23 protein-coding genes and 1 pseudogene are annotated in these 19410 nt (G+C 61.5%); 4 read left to right on the top strand and 20 right to left on the bottom strand.

The window, feature by feature from the left end; genetic code table 11:
* Positions 1-52 precede the first annotated feature (52 nt).
* Both ACNR9W_RS17555 and ACNR9W_RS17560 read left to right on the top strand, forming a co-directional pair.
* Entirely contained in the window at positions 53-667 is a 615-nt protein-coding gene (locus ACNR9W_RS17555; RefSeq protein WP_419271488.1) for a c-type cytochrome, read from the top strand.
* Between the two features lie 14 nt (positions 668-681).
* A complete protein-coding gene (locus tag ACNR9W_RS17560) occupies positions 682-1545 on the top strand; it encodes a DUF305 domain-containing protein (RefSeq protein ID WP_419271489.1) in 864 nt (287 codons plus the stop codon).
* Positions 1546-1677: 132 nt separating this feature from the next.
* On the opposite strand, the gene ACNR9W_RS17565 is transcribed toward ACNR9W_RS17560, so the two are convergent.
* The 18 genes from ACNR9W_RS17565 to ACNR9W_RS17650 form a co-directional block, all read right to left on the bottom strand.
* On the bottom strand, positions 1678-2016 hold the full coding sequence (locus ACNR9W_RS17565) for a YnfA family protein (protein ID WP_419271490.1): 339 nt from the start codon (positions 2014-2016) through the stop codon (positions 1678-1680).
* The gene (gene tnpC, locus ACNR9W_RS17570; protein ID WP_419271491.1) at positions 2016-3611 is read right to left on the bottom strand and encodes an IS66 family transposase; all 1596 of its coding nucleotides are present in this window, start codon (positions 3609-3611) and stop codon (positions 2016-2018) included. The genes ACNR9W_RS17565 and tnpC overlap by 1 nt, the downstream gene beginning before the upstream one ends.
* A gap of 62 nt (positions 3612-3673) precedes the next feature.
* Positions 3674-4021, bottom strand: a complete 348-nt coding sequence (gene tnpB, locus ACNR9W_RS17575; RefSeq protein ID WP_419271492.1) for an IS66 family insertion sequence element accessory protein TnpB — start codon at positions 4019-4021, stop codon at positions 3674-3676.
* Positions 4018-4386 (bottom strand): IS66-like element accessory protein TnpA, encoded by a 369-nt coding sequence (gene tnpA, locus ACNR9W_RS17580; protein WP_419271493.1) that lies wholly within the window; start codon positions 4384-4386, stop codon positions 4018-4020. The genes tnpB and tnpA overlap by 4 nt, the downstream gene beginning before the upstream one ends.
* Positions 4387-4513: 127 nt before the next feature.
* Positions 4514-6847 carry a heavy metal translocating P-type ATPase gene (locus ACNR9W_RS17585; protein WP_419271494.1) on the bottom strand — a complete coding sequence of 778 codons (2334 nt, stop codon included), beginning with the start codon at positions 6845-6847 and terminating at the stop codon, positions 4514-4516.
* A 604-nt stretch (positions 6848-7451) separates the two neighbouring features.
* Positions 7452-8213, bottom strand: coding sequence for a MauE/DoxX family redox-associated membrane protein (locus ACNR9W_RS17590; protein ID WP_419271495.1), 762 nt, complete (start codon positions 8211-8213; stop codon positions 7452-7454).
* Positions 8214-8221: 8 nt separating this feature from the next.
* On the bottom strand, positions 8222-8677 hold the full coding sequence (locus ACNR9W_RS17595) for a DUF411 domain-containing protein (protein WP_419271496.1): 456 nt from the start codon (positions 8675-8677) through the stop codon (positions 8222-8224).
* Positions 8674-9135 carry a Cu(I)-responsive transcriptional regulator gene (gene cueR / locus ACNR9W_RS17600; RefSeq protein WP_419271497.1) on the bottom strand — a complete coding sequence of 154 codons (462 nt, stop codon included), beginning with the start codon at positions 9133-9135 and terminating at the stop codon, positions 8674-8676. Before cueR ends, ACNR9W_RS17595 begins: the two co-directional genes overlap by 4 nt.
* 180 nt (positions 9136-9315) lie before the next feature.
* Positions 9316-9834, bottom strand: a complete 519-nt coding sequence (locus ACNR9W_RS17605; protein ID WP_419271498.1) for a DUF305 domain-containing protein — start codon at positions 9832-9834, stop codon at positions 9316-9318.
* Positions 9831-10112 (bottom strand): copper-binding protein, encoded by a 282-nt coding sequence (locus ACNR9W_RS17610; protein WP_419271499.1) that lies wholly within the window; start codon positions 10110-10112, stop codon positions 9831-9833. Before ACNR9W_RS17610 ends, ACNR9W_RS17605 begins: the two co-directional genes overlap by 4 nt.
* Positions 10113-10129: 17 nt before the next feature.
* Positions 10130-10609, bottom strand: coding sequence for a cupredoxin domain-containing protein (locus ACNR9W_RS17615; RefSeq protein ID WP_419271500.1), 480 nt, complete (start codon positions 10607-10609; stop codon positions 10130-10132).
* Positions 10610-10642: 33 nt separating this feature from the next.
* Positions 10643-12010 carry a multicopper oxidase family protein gene (locus ACNR9W_RS17620; RefSeq protein ID WP_419271501.1) on the bottom strand — a complete coding sequence of 456 codons (1368 nt, stop codon included), beginning with the start codon at positions 12008-12010 and terminating at the stop codon, positions 10643-10645.
* The gene (locus ACNR9W_RS17625) at positions 12007-13410 is read right to left on the bottom strand and encodes a TolC family protein (RefSeq protein WP_419271502.1); all 1404 of its coding nucleotides are present in this window, start codon (positions 13408-13410) and stop codon (positions 12007-12009) included. Before ACNR9W_RS17625 ends, ACNR9W_RS17620 begins: the two co-directional genes overlap by 4 nt.
* Positions 13407-13625, bottom strand: coding sequence for a hypothetical protein (locus ACNR9W_RS17630; protein WP_419271503.1), 219 nt, complete (start codon positions 13623-13625; stop codon positions 13407-13409). The genes ACNR9W_RS17625 and ACNR9W_RS17630 overlap by 4 nt, the downstream gene beginning before the upstream one ends.
* A gap of 71 nt (positions 13626-13696) precedes the next feature.
* Positions 13697-14104, bottom strand: coding sequence for a hypothetical protein (locus ACNR9W_RS17635; protein ID WP_419271504.1), 408 nt, complete (start codon positions 14102-14104; stop codon positions 13697-13699).
* Between the two features lie 184 nt (positions 14105-14288).
* Entirely contained in the window at positions 14289-14921 is a 633-nt protein-coding gene (locus tag ACNR9W_RS17640) for a transmembrane anchor protein (RefSeq protein ID WP_419271733.1), read from the bottom strand.
* A 19-nt stretch (positions 14922-14940) separates the two neighbouring features.
* On the bottom strand, positions 14941-15669 hold the full coding sequence (locus ACNR9W_RS17645; protein ID WP_458478844.1) for a HupE/UreJ family protein: 729 nt from the start codon (positions 15667-15669) through the stop codon (positions 14941-14943).
* A gap of 59 nt (positions 15670-15728) precedes the next feature.
* Positions 15729-16136, bottom strand: a complete 408-nt coding sequence (locus ACNR9W_RS17650; RefSeq protein WP_458478843.1) for a hypothetical protein — start codon at positions 16134-16136, stop codon at positions 15729-15731.
* Between the two features lie 26 nt (positions 16137-16162).
* On the opposite strand from ACNR9W_RS17650, the gene ACNR9W_RS17655 reads away from it, so the two are divergent.
* Both ACNR9W_RS17655 and ACNR9W_RS17660 read left to right on the top strand, forming a co-directional pair.
* Positions 16163-16423: a metal-sensing transcriptional repressor gene (locus ACNR9W_RS17655; RefSeq protein WP_419271714.1), complete on the top strand. Its 261-nt coding sequence runs from the start codon at positions 16163-16165 to the stop codon at positions 16421-16423.
* 9 nt (positions 16424-16432) lie between these two features.
* Positions 16433-17752 carry an MFS transporter gene (locus ACNR9W_RS17660; RefSeq protein WP_458478850.1) on the top strand — a complete coding sequence of 440 codons (1320 nt, stop codon included), beginning with the start codon at positions 16433-16435 and terminating at the stop codon, positions 17750-17752.
* A 207-nt stretch (positions 17753-17959) separates the two neighbouring features.
* On the opposite strand, the pseudogene ACNR9W_RS17665 reads toward ACNR9W_RS17660, so the two are convergent.
* Positions 17960-18057, bottom strand: a pseudogene (locus ACNR9W_RS17665) (IS481 family transposase); the annotation flags it as partial.
* A gap of 263 nt (positions 18058-18320) precedes the next feature.
* A complete protein-coding gene (locus ACNR9W_RS17670) occupies positions 18321-19340 on the bottom strand; it encodes a hypothetical protein (protein ID WP_419270732.1) in 1020 nt (339 codons plus the stop codon).
* Between the last annotated feature and the right edge of the window lie 70 nt (positions 19341-19410).

A 19410-nucleotide genomic window follows, 5' to 3' on the forward strand; every position in this document is an offset into this window, starting at 1 on the left:
AGTTTTGATACGATCCTCGGCTTCAGACCGGGCATATTGACGGGAGAGGCACATGACCAAGAAGTTTGCAGCCGGATTGGGATTGGGCGTCGTTGGGACGGCACTGATCGCAATCGCCGTGTGGCTGACCGTTGCCTACACAGGCACATATAATGTCGCCGCCTCAGATCAACATGCCGACGCCGTGAGATGGACACTCGACACCACGATGCGCCGCTCCGTCGAGCGCCGTTCCGGCGGCGTGGAGCTTCCGGAAACCTTCTCGGACGAGTTGGTGGCACAGGGTGCGCATCATTACGCTGAAAGCTGTGTTTACTGCCATGGGGCGCCGGGCCAGGACCCGACGGAGTGGTCGCGGGGAATGCGGCCCGAGCCGCCGCATCTTATGGAAGCGGCCGCCGAGTGGAGCGCCGAGGAAATCTACTGGATCGTGGAGAACGGCATCAAGATGAGCGGGATGCCGGCCTTCGGCACCCACCACGGACCAGAGGGGATCGCGGCGCTGACAGCTTTCGTGACGCAGATGCCAGGCCTCTCCTCCGATGACTATCGCACCCTGACCGGCAGCGGCGGGGCGTCTGATGCAGAAGCTGCTCCCGCCGCCGCGGCAGGCTCCACAGAGACGACAGACAGCAATGGGACCGATCCCGGCGCAGCCGCAAACTGAGGAGAAGAATATCCATGTCCTACATCCGCTTCGGCCTGATGATCGTCACCTCGACGGTGGTGATGTTCGTCCTGATGTACCTGAACACCTATGCCTGGGAGCATGTCTTCTTCTCCGAGACGCGTACCTACATGGCCATCATGATGGGTGCCACCATGGCCGTCATCATGCTGGCCTACATGCTGGGCATGTATTCAAACAAGATGCTCAACATCGCGATTTTCGTCGGATCGGTAGTTGTCTTCGCGCTCTCGCTCTGGCTCGTTCGTAGCCAGGTCACCGTATCGGGCCCGAGCTACATGCGTGCGATGATCCCGCATCATTCAATTGCAATCATGACGTCTGAGCGGGCACAGATCCGTGACCCGCGCGTTCGCAAGCTTGCCGATGAAATCATCGAAGCGCAGCGGCGCGAGATAGCGGAAATGCGGTATCTCATCAGCGAAGTGTCGGACGGCAATGTTGTGGAGAGCATCTATCAGGATCCGGCTGCCGAGCCGGGCACTGTGCAGGACGCCCTTTCGAACACGCTGATCTCCACTCTTGATCTCGCACCCATGCCGGAAGCCGAGGCGGAGCGAGTGCTTTCTGCTGCAGACCGTTGCACTTTCAATCGCAGTCCGGAGACCGATCCCGTACTCTGGGTTGCGGAGGACGGCAGCGGGGCGGCCATGAAACTCAACGGAGTCCTGATCAATCTTGATGCGGACGGTGAGGCACGGAACGGGGCCGCGGATTTCTCGGCGTCGGGCACGACCATTTCGGTAAGGCCGCTCGGCGACGAAGCGGACTGGCGCCAGAACGCCGAGCTCATCCTCCGGCTCGATCGGGGATTGGAAGTCGGCTACCGCGGATTTTATGACTGCGGGGCCGGCTAAAGACTGGTGCGACAAGTTTAAGGAAAAAGGCGCCCAGTGTTAGTGGTGACCGACTTGACCTGCCCCCGTCGGTCCCTCGGTGATAACGAGTGTCTGTCGGGTTATTGGTAACCGCCCGATTGAGACCGCAGGTCACTTCTGAAGCATCGGGGCGACCAAGATGATCGCCATGCCGGTCAGGCAAAAGATTGCGCCGATGGTATCCCATCGGGTCGGGATCTGCCCCTCCACGGCCCAAAGCCAGGCGATGGATGCTGCGATGTATATGCCGCCATAGGCTGCATATGCACGACCGGCAAACTCGACCTCAACCCGCGTCAGCAAGTATGCGAACAGGGCAAGGGAGATGGCGCCCGGAATAAGCCAGAGGGCAGAGCGGCCAAGACGCAGCCAGGCCCAGAACGCGAAGCATCCTGCGATCTCGGCAAGAGCAGCCAGCGCATAGATGCCGACAGAGGCGAGGACGCTCATCATGGGCAAGCTGCATTCCACTGCCACGGCAGCAGCTCGTCAAGCCGGTTGATCTTGTGATCGTGGATGCGGTCGAGGATGTCGGCCAACCACGCCTGCGGATCGAGCCCGTTCATCTTGGCGGTTTCGATCAGGGTCATGGCCCGGGCCAGTGTCTCGCCACCGCTGTCCGAGCCTGCAAAGAGCCAGTTCTTCCGACCGATGCCGATCGGGCGCATGGCGCGCTCGGCCGGGTTGTTGTCGATGCCAACGCGGCCGTCTTCGAGGAAGAGCTCGAAGGAGGGCCAGCGGCTGAGGCCGTAACGGAAGGCCCTGGCGAGATCGCTCTTGCCCGGAATGAGCAGCAGCTGGGCCTCGGCCCATGCCTTGAAGGCATCGACCATGGGGCGGGAGTGCGCCTGGCGCGCCGCCTGTCGCAGTTCGGCGGACTGACCGGCGATCTCGCGCTCGATGTCGTAGAGCTTGCCGATCCGGTCGAGGGCCTCCCGCGCGATCTCGGACCTCCTGCCCTCCCAGACATCATGGAAGTCGCGCCTCAGGTGCGCCCAACACGCGGCCTCGCAGAACTGACTGCTGCCGTCCGCGCGCGGGGCGTAGAACGGGTTGAAGCCGGCATAGGCATCCGCTTGCAGGATGCCGCCGCTGCCTTGCAGGTGGCGCTGCGGATGCTCTCCCTTTCGATCCGGGGAGAAGCGGTAAACGACGCCGGGTGGTGCGGTGCCGGCCCAAGGTCGTTGGTCCGAGACATAGGCCCAGACACGACCCTGCTTGACCCCTTTGCCGAGGCCGCGGTCCCGGCGTGACCGGTCCAGCACGCGGATCGGAGTATCGTCCGCATGCAGCACCGGCGCGGCCATCACCTCGGCCTCAATCCGTTCAATGACAGGGGCGAGCACCTTCATGGCGCGTCCGCACCAGTCCAGCAGCGTGCTGTCCGGAATATCGGCCCCCATACGGGCGTAGATCTCGCTCTGACGGTAGAGCGGGAGGTGGTCGTCGAACTTCGAGACGAGGATCTGGGCCAGCAGCCCCGGACCGGCCATGCTGCCCGTGATCGGACGGCTCGGGGCCGCAGGCTGCACCATCTTCTCGCACCGGCGGCAGGACTTCTTCACCCGCGCGATTTGGATGACCTTCATCTGCGCCGCGACCAGGTCGAGAAGCTCGCTGACGTCCTCGCCCACCACTCGCAGCTCACCTCCACAGTCGGGGCAACAGGTGCCAGGGTCGAGCTCACGCCGTTCGCGGGGCGTTGCGTCCGACACGCGCGGACGGCGTCGCGGCTTTGCCTCGGCAACAGGAGCATCGGTCGCGGCAGGCTCATCGTCCTCGATCGGCCCGTCGCGCTGTTCGGCGGCTGCGACCAGCAGATCCTCCAGCGCCAGCTCCAGCTGGGCGATCTCGCGCTCGATCTTTTCCGAGGTTTTGCCGAAGGCCTGCTTCTGGAGTTTGGCAATCCGCAGGCGCAAGGCCTGAACCAGCTGATCGTGGGCCTGAAGAGTGGCCGACATGCGCGCATTCTCCGCCTGAAGCACGGCGATCATCGCCTTCAGGACCGCGGGGTCGTCAGTGAGAATGTCGGCATCATCAGACATGCCGACTGATACCATGCGCCGGCATGAGAGGCCAATAAAACAAGTGGATTCAGTTAGATGATCTACCCGACCCGAGCTGGGGGAGCGCCCCAGTCCGGTCGCCGCCAGTCGATCCCCTCCCAGAGCATCGCCAGCTGGGCGGAGGTCAGCCGCGCGACCCCGGCCTCGCTGTTCGGCCAAGGGAAGCGCCCGCGCTCGAGGACCTTGTAATAGAGGCAGAAGCCCTGGCCATCCCAGTAGAGCAGCTTCAGCCGGTCACCTTGGCGGCCACGGAACGCGAAGACCGCGCCGCTGGTCGGTTTCTGGCGCAGCACATCCTGGGCCAGAGCTGAGAGACCGGCAATTCCCTTCCGCATGTCGGTCGCGCCGCACGCCAGATAGACCCGGACCCCGGTGCCAGGACCGATCATGCCGCTTCCACGGCCCGGATCAACCGGGTCAGCGCCTGGCCATCCATGCTGCTGTCGAACCGAAGGCAACGACCGTTGGCTAACCGCAATTCGATCAGGACCGGTCGAGAGGGTGCTGGGGGATGTGCCGGATCAGGCAGCGAGCCGAAATCCACTGGCAGGAAAAGCGCGCCCCGATCCGGCGACCACAGCCCCTTCTTCTTCAGCTCACGGCGCCAGCCATAGACCTGCGACCGCGTGAGCTCGTGCCGTTGGGCAACCTGCGTGACCGAGGCCCCGCCGATGCCGACCTCCAGCACGATCTCGAGCTTCTCATCGTCATTCCAGCGACGGCGCCGTTCGACACCTAAAATCTCACCCAGCATGGCCTCTCCCGATAAGACACGTGCATAACGACGTCTTTATGCACGTGTCTTAGCTCGCCCAGCCTTCGTCAGGCAGGCGGCCTCAACCGGTCGGTTACGGTTATTGAACGTCTTCCTTTTTGTTTCCTTACAGAGTGACTCGCCGCAGGCGGAGGGCGTTGGCAATAACCGAGACGGAGGACAGGCTCATCGCCGCCGCTGCGATCATTGGCGAGAGCAGAAGGCCGGTGACGGGGTACAGCAGACCCGCTGCGATCGGCACGCCAAGTCCATTGTAGGCGAAGGCGAAGAACAGGTTCTGCTTGATGTTGCGCAACGTCGCCCGCGCCAGCTTGCGTGCCCGGACGATACCCATCAGGTCGCCGCCCAGAAGGGTTATTCCAGCGCTTTCCATGGCCACGTCCGCGCCCGTACCCATTGCGATGCCGACATCGGCAGCGGCCAGCGCAGGCGCGTCGTTCACGCCATCACCCGCCATGGCGATCTTGTGGCCGTTGCGGCGCAGCTGGTCGATCAGCTCTTTTTTGGCTTCCGGAAGAACGCCCGCGCGCACTTCGTCGATGCCCAGCTTGCTCGCCACCGCCTGTGCTGTCCGCACGTTGTCACCCGTCGCCATGATGACGCGCAGCCCCTGAGCGTGCAGTTCGCGGATGGCCTGCGCGGTCGAGTCTTTGATCGGGTCGGCGACCGCCACGATGCCGGTAAGCACTCCATCGACCGCGATGAACATCGCCGTCTTGCCCTCGGCGCGCAGAGTGTCTGCTTTCGCTTCGGCCGCGCCCGTATCCAGTCCCATCTCCTGCATCATGGCCGCATTGCCAAGCGCCACTGTGCGTCCGCCAACCGTGCCGCGCACTCCTTTGCCAGTGACGGCCTCAAAATCCACCGCCTCTTGCCGCATCGCACCCTGTGCTTCGGCGCCTTCGACGATCGCTTCCGCCAGCGGGTGTTCCGAGCCGCGCTCAAGCGCTGCCGCCAGTGACAGCAAGTCCGCTTCGGCCACATCCCCGAGTACCGCAGTATCCGTCAGCTTTGGCTTGCCCATGGTCAGCGTGCCGGTCTTGTCGACAATCAGGGTATCGACCCCCGCCATCCGCTCGAGCGCCTCGGCATCCTTGATCAACACGCCTGCCTGTGCGCCCCGCCCCGCCGCGGTGGTGATCGAAATCGGAGTGGCCAACCCAAGGGCGCAGGGGCAAGCGATGATTAGGACCGACACGGCCGAGGCAATGGCAAAGGCCAGCGAGGGCTCGGGGCCGAAAATCAGCCAAACGACGAAGGCCAAGATTGCGATCCCGACCACCGTCGGCACGAACACCGCCGAAACCCGATCGGCCATCCCCTGGATCGGGGCGCGAGATCGCCGGGCGTTCGAAACCATCGCCACGATTTGCGCAAGAACGGTGTCGGCGCCGACCTTTCCCGCTTCGATCACGAGGCTGCCGTTCTTGTTAATCGTGGCCCCGGTTACCGTATCGCCCGGACTCTTTTCGACCGGCATTGACTCGCCCGTCAGCATGCTCTCGTCCAAGGATGAGCGGCCTTCGATCACCGTGCCGTCCACTGGCACCGCGTCACCGGGGCGCACGCGGAGCCGGTCACCTTCCATGATGTTTTCCAAGGGCGCGTCATATTCTGAGCCATCCGGCAGGATACGCCGCGCGGTCTTTGGGGCGAGGTCCAGCAGCGCTCGAATGGCATCCCCGGTGCGTTCGCGTGCCCGCAATTCCAGAACCTGACCCACGAAAACCAATGCCACGATCACCACCGCCGCCTCAAAGTATGTGCCTACGCCATGACCCATTCGGTAAGCATCGGGAAATACACCGGGTAGGAAGGTCGCGACGAGCGAATACAGGTAGGCTGCACCAACGCCCAGGCTGATCAACGTCCACATGTTCGGCGATCGGTTCACAAGTGAATCCCAACCTCGTTTGAAGAACGGCAAGGCCGCCCAGAGGATGATTGGCGTCGCCAGGGCGAATTCTAGATAGCTTGCGACCTGATGACCAATCCAGTCCCGAACCGGCAGAGCGACTAGCTCACCCATTGTCAGGATGACAAGCGGCACCGCAGCAGCGGCAGAGATCCACATTCGGCGTGTGAAGTCGGTCAGTTCTTCACTTGGCTCGTCTGAAGGCAGCATCGGTTCGAGCGCCATGCCGCAGATTGGACAGTCACCTGGCACATCGCGGACAATCTCCGGGTGCATTGGACAGGTATATTGGGTGTTGACCGGAGCTGCCTTGTTCTGTCCAGCAGCGCGGCCGGAGGCGTAGAACCACGGATCCGCCTTGAATTTGGACTGGCATTTTTCCGAGCAAAAATGAAAAGTCTTGTCTTCGAACGTTGCTTGGCGGCCGTCCGGCTCGACCGCAACTGTCATCCCGCAGACCGGATCCTTTGCCGTCTCGGCTCCTGCCGGAATGTCGCTCTTCGCGTGGTGATGATCGTGGTCCATGTCTTGCCAACCTACCTCTTGATATTGCCGCTTAAGATGCCCTTAATTGAAACCATTAACTTCCTTGCTCTTGATTTTTAAGATCATTTTGTGTGCCCACATCTGCCTTGCACAGGCATTATCCGTGACAACGTCAGTCGGCTTCGGCGCGGGGGGTGCCTGCTGGTGCGTCACCGTTCTCCCCAATGTCAGCAATATAGCTTTTCATTTCCGCAATCTCATTACTCTGCGCCTCAGTGATCACAACTGCGAGCGACCGCACCTTGGGACACAAAATATCTGCGCGTTCGCTGGTCAGGATAGCGATTTGAATGGTGGGGGATCATCGCGAGCATCCAAGCGAGGTCGTCAACGGTCTCTTGGCCTCTTAAAAGCCAAAGAGAAAGCATGAGCGCCAAACCAGCGCCCAAGAATATCGCGGTGTTTTTCTTTCGATCCCCTTATTTGTTTCCGTTGTTATAAGAATTTTATCTAAAACCCATAAGTTTGTGCAGAAGATGGTTCCACACCAGAAATGGAACCTTCCGCTCCGGCGCACTGGAGTGAGCTTTCGTTCTGGCAACCTGGTTTGCTTTGGAGCGCAGCTATCTGAAAGGCAGCGTCATTAACGCGCCAGTATGGTGACCTTGATCAGCATCCAGACGGCCATGGCGATCATCATCAGGTTCTCGGTCAGCGAGACGAAGCCCAAGGGCACGTTGCTGTCGCCGCCGACGCAGGCGCACTTCAGTTCGCGCTTGTCGATATAAACTGCCTTGTAAACGGAAACCGCGCCGATCGTACCGATGAACAGCGCCACCGGGATCGACAGCCACATCAACGCGCCGGCCACCATCAGCACCCCCGCTAGCCCCTCGGCGAAGGGATAGACGTAGCCATAGGGGACCCATCTCTGCGCCAGCAGGTCATAGTTCAGGAACATCGTGGCGAAGCTTTCAACGTCCTTCAGCTTCTGCAGGGCCAGCAGACACATGGCGAAGGCCACCAACCATTCCGCTGCGGCGACGGTGATAAGCTGACCGAACGCGGCCCAGCTCGTGGCCAGGGCCATGGCGGCGGCCATCGCAAACAGCGCGATTACCGGGCGGTAGGTGGTCGCGGTCTTTTCGCGGACGGCCTTCCCGAAATGGCGGCGCAGGTCGTCATAGCCACCAATTCGCTGGCCTTCGATGAAGGTTTGCGGGGTGGTCTGAACGCCATTCTGCTCCTTGAAGGCATCAACCTCGGCGCGGGTTGTCAGGTGATGGTCCTCGACGCGGTAGCCCTCGCGCTTGAGCAGATCGAGCGATTTAAGGCCATAGGGGCACATGTGCTTGGCCATGACCATCCTGTGGAGGGTCGCGGTTTTAGACGCTGCGTTTGCCATTGGAATCCTCAATATCTTGCAAAGACGTCAGTACCAGACGCGTTCCAGAGGATGACCTCGAATGGCTCCGTCTGATCGCCCATTTCCATGCCGGGCGAGCCGATCGGCATTCCCGGAACTGCCAGGCCGACCGCCTCGGGCTTTTGATCCAGCAGGGTGCGGATAGCATCTGCCGGCACATGGCCCTCGATCACATAGCCCTCGACAAGGGCGGTGTGGCAGGACCGGAGAGGCTGGGGCACGGCGTGCTGATCCTTGAAGGCGTCGACATTATCGGACAGGGTTTCCTCGACCGTGAACCCGGCTTCCCGCAGGTGATCGATCCACGCGCCGCAACATCCGCATTCGGGGGAGCGAACCACTGCGATTAGTGTGTTTTCCGGCGTGGGCAAGGCGCCCAGCACAGCGCCTGCCGGAGCAAGAGCTGCTGCCAAGGTTCCGATGAAGATACGCCTGTTGATCATGATGTGATCCTTTCCTGAATAGCGGTGCTGTTTTTGTTCTGATGCTTACGGTTGCCTTGCGTCGGAGCGGTTTGTGATCCCAGGTCCTGCAGGATGGGACAATCCGGGCGCTCGTTTCCGGCGCAGGATCGCGCCAGTTCCTCCAGCGTTCCGGCCATATCCTGGAGGTGCGCGATCTTTTGGCGGAGATCCTGGGCCCGCGCCTGTGCCAGCGCTTTCACATCGGCGCTGCGCCGGTCCTTGTTTCGCCACAGGTCCAGCAAATCGGTGATCCCGGCGATCGAGAAGCCCAGATCCCGCGCCCGCGCAATGAACCGCAGCATGTGGACGTCAGCATCCGTGTAATCCCGATACCCTGCCGGCGTCCGCTCTGCCCGCGGGATCAGCCCGATCTGCTCGTAATAGCGGATCATCTTTGCCGTGACGCCGGACTGGCTGGAGGCTTCTCCAATATTCATGATTGTCGCTCCGTCGCGTGTTCGGGACAGATATGGGGCTTCCCACCATGGTAAGGTCAAGGGCGTGGTAGGTCTTTTCTAATGGGTCGGAGAACGATCAATGACATACCCAACAACGCGCAGCTCACCGCTAGACCGAGAAGAAGTCCGCGCGATCAGAGCCGCGCGGCTTCATGCAATTTACTCAGCGTTTTCTGCCAGCCAGGCTGTCATTTCCTCGATCTCGCCAACTTGCGCGGCGATGATGGCGCCAGCAAGTTTGATCATTTCCGGGTTATCACCATGCTCAAGAAGAACCTGGGCCATGTCGATTGCACCCTGATGGTGGGCAATCATCCCGCAGGCGAAAGCCACGTCGGCATCCTCGTTCATCATGCCGTCGTGCATCGCGGGCATGGTGACCATCATGCGGCGCATGTTCTCCTGAACATGCTCCGGCATGGTTTCCATATCCATGCCGCCCATGCCCATCATGGCGCCCATGCCGCCTGCTTGGTTGCCATGACCGCCAGAGCCTTGGGGCATTTTTCCCATCGGCATCTCGCCCGCGGGTGCTGCCATGGCGCATTGCTCAGGCATCTGGAACTCGGTGTCTTGGGCAAAAAGCGGCGATGCAAGGCTGCATGATGCGACAGCCGCGACGATAAGAGCTTTGTACGAGAGCATTGTCGTTCTCCGATGTTCGGTTTTCCGGATCATTCCAGAATTTCCGTGATGGTCAGCTTGCCGTTCACCCGATCTGCCGCAAAACGGATGTCCTGTCCCTCGCTCAGGTTAGCGAGCATCTCGGGCTCTGCGACCTGGAAGACCATCTTCATGGCGGGCATATCCAGGTTCTTCAGCTCCTCGTGGTCGACGGTCACCTTGCTCCATTGGGTGTCGATCTTGGTGACGGTCCCATTGGTGATGTGCATGTCAGCCAGTGCGGCCCCGGATGTCAGGATCAACGCGGCAGCGGTCAAAGGGATCAGTTTCATGGTCAGGTCCTCGCGGTTCAGGATTTGGTGACGTTCAGGGGGCCGTGCATGCCGGACTCGTAATGGCCCAGCATCAAGCAGGCAAATTCGTATTCACCGGCGTTTTCGAAGGTCCACAGGATCTCGCCGGTCTCGCCGGGCTGAAGACGGACCGCATTCGGGTCGTCATGTTCCATCTCGGGGAACCGCGCCATCAGCTCCTTGTGCTCGGCATTGGCCTCCACCGTGTCCATCACGAATTCATGATCCAGTTCACCCGCGTTGGTAACGACCAGGCGGACAGTCTCTCCCGACACGAACGACAGCTCCGCGGGCTCGAAGATCATCGTGCCCTCGTCGGTTTCCCGCATGGTGACTTCGACGGTCTTCATGTCACCGTCAGAGGCTTCTGCAGGCGCGCCCATGGCGTATTCATCATGGCCACCTGCATGGGTTCCCGCCGCCAGAGTGGCAGTAGGTGAAAGGGCAAGAACAGTAATCAGCATCAACGATTTCATCGCTTTTCCTTTGTGTTGCTCGATAGAGTCAGATCAGCCCAACCGCTTGCCGCCGCGCGGCGTCAGGATGGTCTCGGGGCTGTAGTTGCTGGCATGTTCGGGCAACTCGCCTGTCCACTCCCATGCCTGCGTGCCGGGAGGGTTCTCGAACCAGCCCGGATCGGAATAGTCATCAGGGGCGATGCCTTCGCGCACCTTCACGACAGAGAACATGCCGCCCATTTCGAGCGGACCATGGGGACCCCAGCCCGTCATCATCGGGATCGTGTTCTCGGGGATTTCCATGGACATTTCGCCCATGTCTGCCATGCCGGCGGTGCCCATCGGCATGTAGCCGGGCTGGTGCCGGCGGACCATGTCTGTGACGCGGCTCTTGTTGGCGCCAATGATTGTAGGCAACTCGTGTCCCATGGCGTTCATGGTATGGTGCGACTTGTGGCAGTGGATTGCCCAGTCTCCCAGGTGATCGGCGTTGAACTCATAGGCCCGCATCGCGCCCACGGGGATATCGATGCTCACTTCCGGCCAGCGCGCCTCCGGCCGGACCCAACCGCCATCCGTGCAGGTCACTTCAAAATCATAGCCGTGCATATGGACAGGGTGGTTGGTCATGGTGAGGTTGCCGACCCGGACACGGACCCGATCGCCCCGGTTGACCACCAAGGGATCGATGTCCGGGAAGATGCGGCTGTTGAACGTCCACAGGTTGAAGTTCGTCATCTCGGCGACGCGCGGGATATAGGTGCCGGGATCGATGTCATAGGCGGCCAGCAGGAAGGCAAAGTCTCGGTCTACCGGCATGAAGGCCGGGTCGCGCGGATGCACGATGAACAGCCCCATCATGCCCATGGCCATCTGGACCATCTCGTCGGCATGCGGGTGGTACATGAAGGTCCCGGACTTCACGAGATCGAACTCGTAGACGAACGTCTTGCCGGAGGGGATGCCGGGATGGCTGAGGCCGGACACGCCGTCCATCCCGGAAGGCAGGATCAGGCCGTGCCAGTGAACCGAGGTATGTTCGGGCAAACGGTTGGTCACATAGATCCGGACCCGCTCGCCTTCGATGGCCTCGATCGTCGGACCAGTGGACTGGCCGTTATAGCCCCACAGACGCGCGATCATCCCGTCTGCCATGATGCGCTCGACCGGTTCGGCAACAAGGTGGAATTCCTTGACATTGCCATTCATCCGATAAGGCAGCGACCAGCCGTTCAGGGTCACGACCGGGTTGTACTCGATCCCGGTGGTCGGGCGCGGCGGGACTTGCGTATAGGGGCTGTCGGTGCTGGCGGCTTCGGGCAGATCGCGAAACCGCGTCTCCGCCTGGCCCATGTTGACGGTCAGAGCCGCGGCCCCTGCCCCGATGCCCGCACCCATCAATTGCCTGCGATTCATCATTCGTCCTCTCCGTTTTCAGTTGCGCCACCCCAGATCACGGCCGTGGCATCTGCCTCGGCCAGCCAGTAGTCGCGCTTGGCCTCAGCCGCGCTCAGTTGGGATTCCAGCCCCTCGCGGGCGTCGTTCAGCAGCTCGAAGGTCGAGGTCAGCATGCCGTTGTAGCTGAGCAGCGCCTGCTCATCGATTTCGCGGCGCAGAGGCAGGACCTGGTCGCGCCAGTGCAGGGCGATCTGATGCTTCCCCGTGACCGACGTGTAGGCAGACCGTGCCTCGGACCTGGCATTGATTGCCGACTGCGCCAGGCTGTTGGCCGAGCGCAGGTATTCCAGCTTGCCGCGCCGGGAAATCAGGCCGCTGGTGTCGTAAACCGGAATGCTGAACGCGACGTCGACCACCGGCGAGCGTTCGTTCTCTCCGTCTTCACGTTCGATTTCGACGCCCGCTGCGACCTCTGCGTCCGACAGCATCCGGGTCTGGCCGCCCAATTTGTAGCGCGCGGCCACGGCCTCCAGCTCCAACCGGCCCGCGGCCAGATCGACGCGATTTTCAAGTGCCATCCGTTCGATATTGGTGCGGTTCGGCACGCTGCCCGGAAGTGTTGGCAGGCTGTCGGGAACGTAGAAATCGGTATCGGTTCCCCACAGGCCCAGCAGACGGACCAGCTTTTCCTTTGCCAATTGCGCTTCGAGCCTTGCCTCCGCCTGTTCGGCGGCCAGCTCTGCGGTGAACACATGTTCTCTTGCCTGATCGGCGCGGCTCAGGGCACCCGTTGCGCCCAGTTCTGCGGCCAGTTCGGATGCCGCGTCCGCGGCGCCTTGGGCCCGGCCAACCAAGCTGGCGGCCTCAAACGCACCGACGGCCTCGATCCAGGTCCGGCGGGTTTCATGCGCCAGCGCCAGGGTCTCGCCTGCCGCAGCCAGTTGGGCCTGCCGAAATTCCAGATCGGCCGCCCGCGTGCGGGATTTTTTCGTCACCATGTCCAGAATGGATGACGCCACCGTGCCTTCCACGGACCGGGTGACATCCCCACTGACCAGCCCGGACACGGAGATGCCGACGCTCGGCACTGGTCCCAGGGCCGTCTCCCACAGGTCTGCTGCAGACAAGCCCAGATCGGCATAACTGGCCTGCAGGCCGGGGTTGTTCAGAAGCGCCACCTGCACCGCCTGTTCGGCGCTGATCGTCTTTCCCTGAACGATGGCGCGAACGCGTTGCGCATGGGCCTGCCGCTCAGCCGGAGTCTGAAGCCAGGCCGCCTCTGCTCCCGTCGCCTGCCGGGAGATCCCGGCAACAGTCTCGAACCCTGCCCGCTTATCGCGGGCTTGGTTCATGGTTGCCGTATCCGCGCAGGCCGTCAGCAGCAGCACTGCGCCCATCGAAAGTCCCAATGCCTTTTTCATTCGACACCTGGGCCTTGCGCATCATTCAGCTGAGTCCAGTTTCCCGGCTCCTGAACGGTGCGGCTTCGATAGGTGACGGCGGGACCGGCCTGCAGGGTAGAGACCGGCGACGCGGTATCGGCAACGCTCACAAGGCCGGCAGATGTATCCAGAGGAGGCAGAGGCGCACAGGCCACCGCAAGCAGCGGCATCGCAGCCGCAAACACGAATTTCATGTGAAGATTCCGCTTTTGGATCAGAAGGATGATCGCCGCAGCCTGTCAGGCTACAGCTTGCAACGTTCGGATCAAACCCGCGGAGGGCGGCGCAGTCCTTCGCAGACGGTCAGTTCCACCAGCGGGGCCGTGCTGACAGCATCAAGAGTCTGGCTGATCAGAAAGGCTTGGACCACATCGCTGGATGCCAGGAACGCGGTCGCGGGACAGGCATGGGCCTTGCAGTGCGACCCGTGTCCTTCGGAGGATGTGTCTTCGTCATGGACATGGTCTTCGACAAGAACGGTTCTTGGCGACGCGTGATCTGAACCCTCATGTGCGGAATGCTCGGCATGACTGTCGAACCCTTGAGCGGACGCGGCTGTCAGCATCATCTCGCATTTCAGATCCATCGATGCGTTGCCAGCAGCCACGGTGATGCCCATCGTGACCAGGGTCACGACGAAGAGCATAGCCAGCTGGCGCAGGACGTGGATCATGAGCGATGTGTATTAAGGTCAAAGTTCGACATCAATGCATTTTGAGCGGCTCGCGCACGAATGTTACCGTTTCAGCAGGATCTTGCTACCGGCATTTCGTCTCTCCTCAGGTGTAGGGCAGCAGAAAATGCAGAAGTGAAAAGACCGCCATTCGCGGCTATGAACGCGAATGGCTGCCCAAGGCTCAGTAGGTCTCGACGATGGCGCTGTAGTCGCCGCGCACCTGGATCGTCATGTTGATGGGCGTGCTGTCGCGGTTCCGCCAGAACCAGCCATGATCGCCGTCGAAGGGCGCTTCGATGCTGCCCTCGCCGTCCGTCGCGCCGCTGCCGCGCTCGTAGTCGATGGACTCGCCGCCGCTATGGGCGTGGAGGTCGAAGTTGACCCGGCCGCCTTCGGCGGTCCACGTATATTCGGCCTCGTCTCCGGCCTTCATCGTCATCTTGATCTCGGCGGTGTCACCCGGCTCCAGCGTGAAGGTCACGGTGTCCCTCCAGGTGTCCTGTGCCTCCTGCGCATGGGCCGTGCCGATGAACAGGCCAAGCATGCTGTCCAGAACGCTGGAAGACTGGTCCTGACCGCGCTGCTCGTCCAGCAGGCGGTCGGCCTCAGCCTCCACGGCCAGCTGCATTTTGATCTCGCCCATTTCGGTCAGGCCGGTGACGTGGCCGATCCCGGTCGGGTCGATGCCGTATTCGGCGGGCAGATAAACGGTGGCCGCGATCACCGCCGCACCGATACCGGCCAGAATGCTGGCGCGGCGCAGTTGCGCCCTGGTGGGCAAGTCTTCGAGGTTGGGCTTGGGTGCATTGTGCATGGGACTATCCAATCTGTCTTCAGGTTGAAGCGATGTAGCCGGCGACCTGGTTGAAGGTCAGCCAGATGCCGAGGCCCATCATCACCACGTTGGCGATGGTGGCCTGGCGCAGAAAGTTCGGGCTGCGGCGCCAGTAGCCCATGACGATCAAAATCACGGCCAGGGCCAGCAACTGGCCGACCTCGACGCCGACGTTGAAGGCCAGCAGGTTGGCCAGCAGCCCGTCCTGCGGGATGTCATAGTCAAGGATCTTGGTGGCCAAGCCCGTGCCGTGGAACAGCCCGAAGATCAGCGTGGCGACCTTGGTATTCGGCTGGAGCCCGAACCATTTCTGGTAGGCGCCGAGGTTGTCCAGCGCCTTGTAGACCACGGACAGGCCGATGATCGCGTCGATGATGTAGGCGTTGATGCCCCAGCCATACCACACGCCGAGAAGCATCGTGACCGAATGGCCGATGGCGAACAGGCTGACATAGATGCCGACGTCCTTCATTCGGTAAAGGAAGAACACCACGCCCAGCAGGAACAGGATGTGGTCGTAGCCGGTCATCATGTGCTTGGCGCCGAGGTAGATGAAGGGGATGATCTGCACCCCCCAGATTTCCTGGATATAACCCGCGTCACCGGCGGTGACGTTATGGGCAAGGGCTTGGGCTGCGGTCAGCAGGACTGCCGCCAGCAGGATCAGGGCCAGCGCGACCGGCTGGCGTGGTGCCAGGGCGCGCAGGACCCTCGAAGTCGAGGGCATGGAAAGGTCTCCGGTATGGTCTGTCTGATCGAGTGAAGGCCGCGCGGTGGCGGCATCGATCAGGCCCGCGGAGGTCGCTCGATCAGATAAACCCGCTGCGGTCCGTCCCATGACGCACGCAGCCGGAATGTGTCGCGATAAGCCATCGGCGGGTGCGAACCGGCGCCGGGGACAAGCATGGCCTGACTGTGATCATGGTCGGCCACATCATGGCTGTGACCGTGAAGCACCCAGAACAGATCCTCTTCGAACCCGTGGGAGTGGCCATGATCGGCGATCATGTCGGTATGCTCTGCCACCACCTCGAAGACTGAAGGGGCATGGCTGGCACTCGGTGCGAGGGACCACACCACCAACGACAGGCAGAGGACCGCTGCAAGTGCGCTTTGCACAAAGGTCCGCACGTGCTTCACCCACCTGCCCTGCCCGCTCGTTCGCGGCACGCTGATCGCGCCGTCTTGTTTCATCCCCTCGGGGGGGATAGCCTGACTGTATGTCACACCCGCATGTTCACGCAAGCCACCCTGCCCTGGTTACCCGGCTGAAACGTGCCGACGGCCACTTGCGGGCGGTGATCGAGATGATCGAGGCCGGAAAACCCTGCCTTGATATCGCCCACCAGCTGCAAGCGGTCGAGAAGGCCGTCATCAATGCCAAGCGGGCTCTCATCCACGATCATATTGATCATTGTCTGGACGCAGATCATTCGGTCGATGATCGCGACGAGATGAAGGCCATTACCCGATACCTCTGAGGTTGCGCCATGCTGGACGTCCTTGCCGACCGCACCTACCGCCACCTCTTTGCGGCGCAGGTGGTGGCGCTTCTGGGCACCGGGCTTGCCACGGTGGCGCTTGGGCTTCTGGCCTTCGACCTGGCGGGTGACAATGCGGCCATGGTGCTGGGCACCGTCTTCACCATCAAAATGGTGGCCTATGTGGGCATTGCCCCCATCGCGGGCGCCTTTGCCAATCGGGTTCCACGCCGGGCCTTCCTCGTAGCACTGGATCTTGTGCGGGCCGCTGTCGCCCTCTGCCTGCCCTTCGTCACCGAGATCTGGCAGGTCTACGTCCTCATTTTCGTGCTGCAATCGGCCTCCGCCGCCTTTACGCCGACCTTTCAGGCAACCATTCCCGACGTGCTGCCGGACGAGGCCCGCTATACCCGAGCGCTCTCGCTGTCGCGACTGGCCTATGATGTGGAAAACATCGTCAGCCCGATGCTGGCCGGCCTGCTGTTGGCTGCCGTCAGCTACAACTCGCTCTTCTTTGGCACCATGATCGGGTTCGCTGCGTCTGCGGCACTGGTCCTCTCGGTCATGCTGCCCAGCCCAAAACCCTCCGAGCCGCGCGGCATCTATGACCGCACCACCCGCGGCATCCGCATCTACCTGGCCACGCCGCGTCTGCGCGGGTTGCTGGCGTTGAACATGGCTGCTGCGGCTGCGGGGGCCATGGTGCTGGTCAATTCGGTCGCGCTTGTGCGGGGCACGCTTGGGCTGGATGCCTCCGCCCTCGCCTGGACATTGCTTGCCTTCGGGGCCGGCTCGATGATTGCGGCCCTGCTTTTGCCACGGGTCCTGGACAGGATGTCAGATCGCCCGGTGATGGTGGGCGGGGCCATTCTGATGGTGCTGACGCTCTTGGGGCTGGCCGGGACGATTGCTGCCCTCGGGCTGACCTGGCCGATGCTGCTGGGTGCCTGGTTCTTTGTGGGGCTTGGATATTCCGCCGTCCTGACGCCGTCCGGGCGACTTCTTCGACGCTCGGCTCATGCCGAGGACCGTCCCGCACTTTTTGCCGCGCAGTTCGCGCTGAGCCACGCCTGCTGGCTGCTTGCCTATCCGCTGTCTGGGTGGCTGATGAGCCGGTTCGGCCCTATTGCAGCACTCGGCGTTCTCGCAGCGCTGGCCGTGATGGGCCTCCTGGCTGCCCTTCGGCTCTGGCCGAGCGATGATGCAGAGATCTTGGAACACACCCACCACAACCTTCCGCTCGATCATCCGCATCTGCAGGGGACACGCCGCCACGCCCACCCCTTCGTCGTGGATGAGCATCATCCCCGGTGGGCCTCACAGCTGTAGAGATCGCCTCATGTCAGCATGACCAGAATGTCATCAACACTGCATAAGGCCGATTTATGCATCATCCGTCTGTATTGTGACTCGCGATCAGTGGCTTGCCCTATGGTTCAATGACGAACCCTCGAAACACTCGGGCGGCTTCCGCTCCTAAGCGCGATTGAAGTGCCATGGTGACTAACCTGCAGCCTAGGTGTTCAATCCCGGCATCTAGTGGATTGGGTTACGATGAATCTGTCTGGCTCGGATGTCCAGATCTTGCAGATGTATTCGTAGGGCGTGAGGCCGCTGAGGGTCTTGAGCTGTCGCTTGTGGGGGTCGATTTCGCGGACCTGCAAGCCGTTCTGCAAAGGAGCGGATAAGGGGCATTTGGCCAAGCGACTACGGCGGAAATCTCAATAAAGACTCTCATTGCGCGAGCATCTGGGGCACCGGGCGTTTCCGCCTTGGATCGTCGAGGTTTCCGAACCGGACTCTGCTGCTCCCTTACCGCAATCACAGCAACTGGCGCTTGGTTTCTTCTTTGCCAGCTCCTGAGTTGAAATTTTTTGCATGAAATCATTCTTTCTTTTTATGAAAGTGAGAGGCCAACACCGGGTATAAGGCTGTCTTCCAAGTGTTCCACAACCCTGAAGCAGAGCTCGGCAAAGCGCCTGATGTCTTCGCCGATCAGTGTTATGGTCTCGCCGGGCTCATGATCTTCGGCGAAGCGGGCGTAGTGCTCATCGGCTATGCCAAGATTGTGGCCGAGAACATGGCGCTTCTGGATATTTAAGCGGATATGATCGATCTCCACAGCGTCAAGGCGGTCGAATGGGTCCAGGCCAATCTTGGCAAATACCTCGCGACCGCGTTCGACATTCTGAAAGGCATTGCCGACAGCCTTCTTCCCGGTAAGCTTCTCAAGCTGCTCTGGCAGGTGGGTACGCACAAGATGCGCGTGTACTGTCTTGAGCGTCGCCTCAAAGGCGGTGAGTACATCTTCATGGGCGTTGCCCATGATGCGGTAGGCAATCTCTCCCCTACCCTGCGTGTCGAGTTCGTCGGCCAGGGCGATCTGCTCCTGAACAAGCTCGATCTCGCGTCGAAAATGCAGCGCGACATTCGGTGATCCGCAATCTGAGCAGAACAGCGCAAGTGCGTAGACGCCATAGGCACGGGCGCAGACATTGCACCCAAGGCTACGGAGCAAGTCTTCCCGGATCGCCAGCGGTTTCGGGCGGCGGCGCGGCTTGTGCTCCATTTTCATCGTGATGAAACTGCCGCGCGGCTGCTTCCGGTTGAAGTTCTTGGCCCAATCGCCAAGGAAGCTGTTCACGTCATTTTCTGCCATCCAGAGGGCGTGCTTTTTCACGGCCTCGATGTCATCGGCATGAGTGAACGCTTCATCCTCGGCAACATGACCGGAATACGGGCAGACCGTCTGCCCTGGTCCGGGCTCTCGCCGGATGCGGGGCCGATGCTCCTCGACGATGGAACGGTCCTCTGGCGCTTCACCAATCAGGAACAAGCGCGGCGTGGCGTTGGGATTCGGAGAATACTGATAGATCTTGCCGGACGGGCTTTTCGGCACGGGAAGCGAAAGCTGCATCCGATCACGTGTTCCGCCAACGCGGTATTTTTCAAGCTGGCGGAACCGCAAGTCTTTCATGGCCGGTCAC

Source organism: Paracoccus sp. T5 (genome assembly GCF_048538155.2).
In the GTDB taxonomy this organism is placed as follows: Bacteria; Pseudomonadota; Alphaproteobacteria; order Rhodobacterales; family Rhodobacteraceae; genus Paracoccus.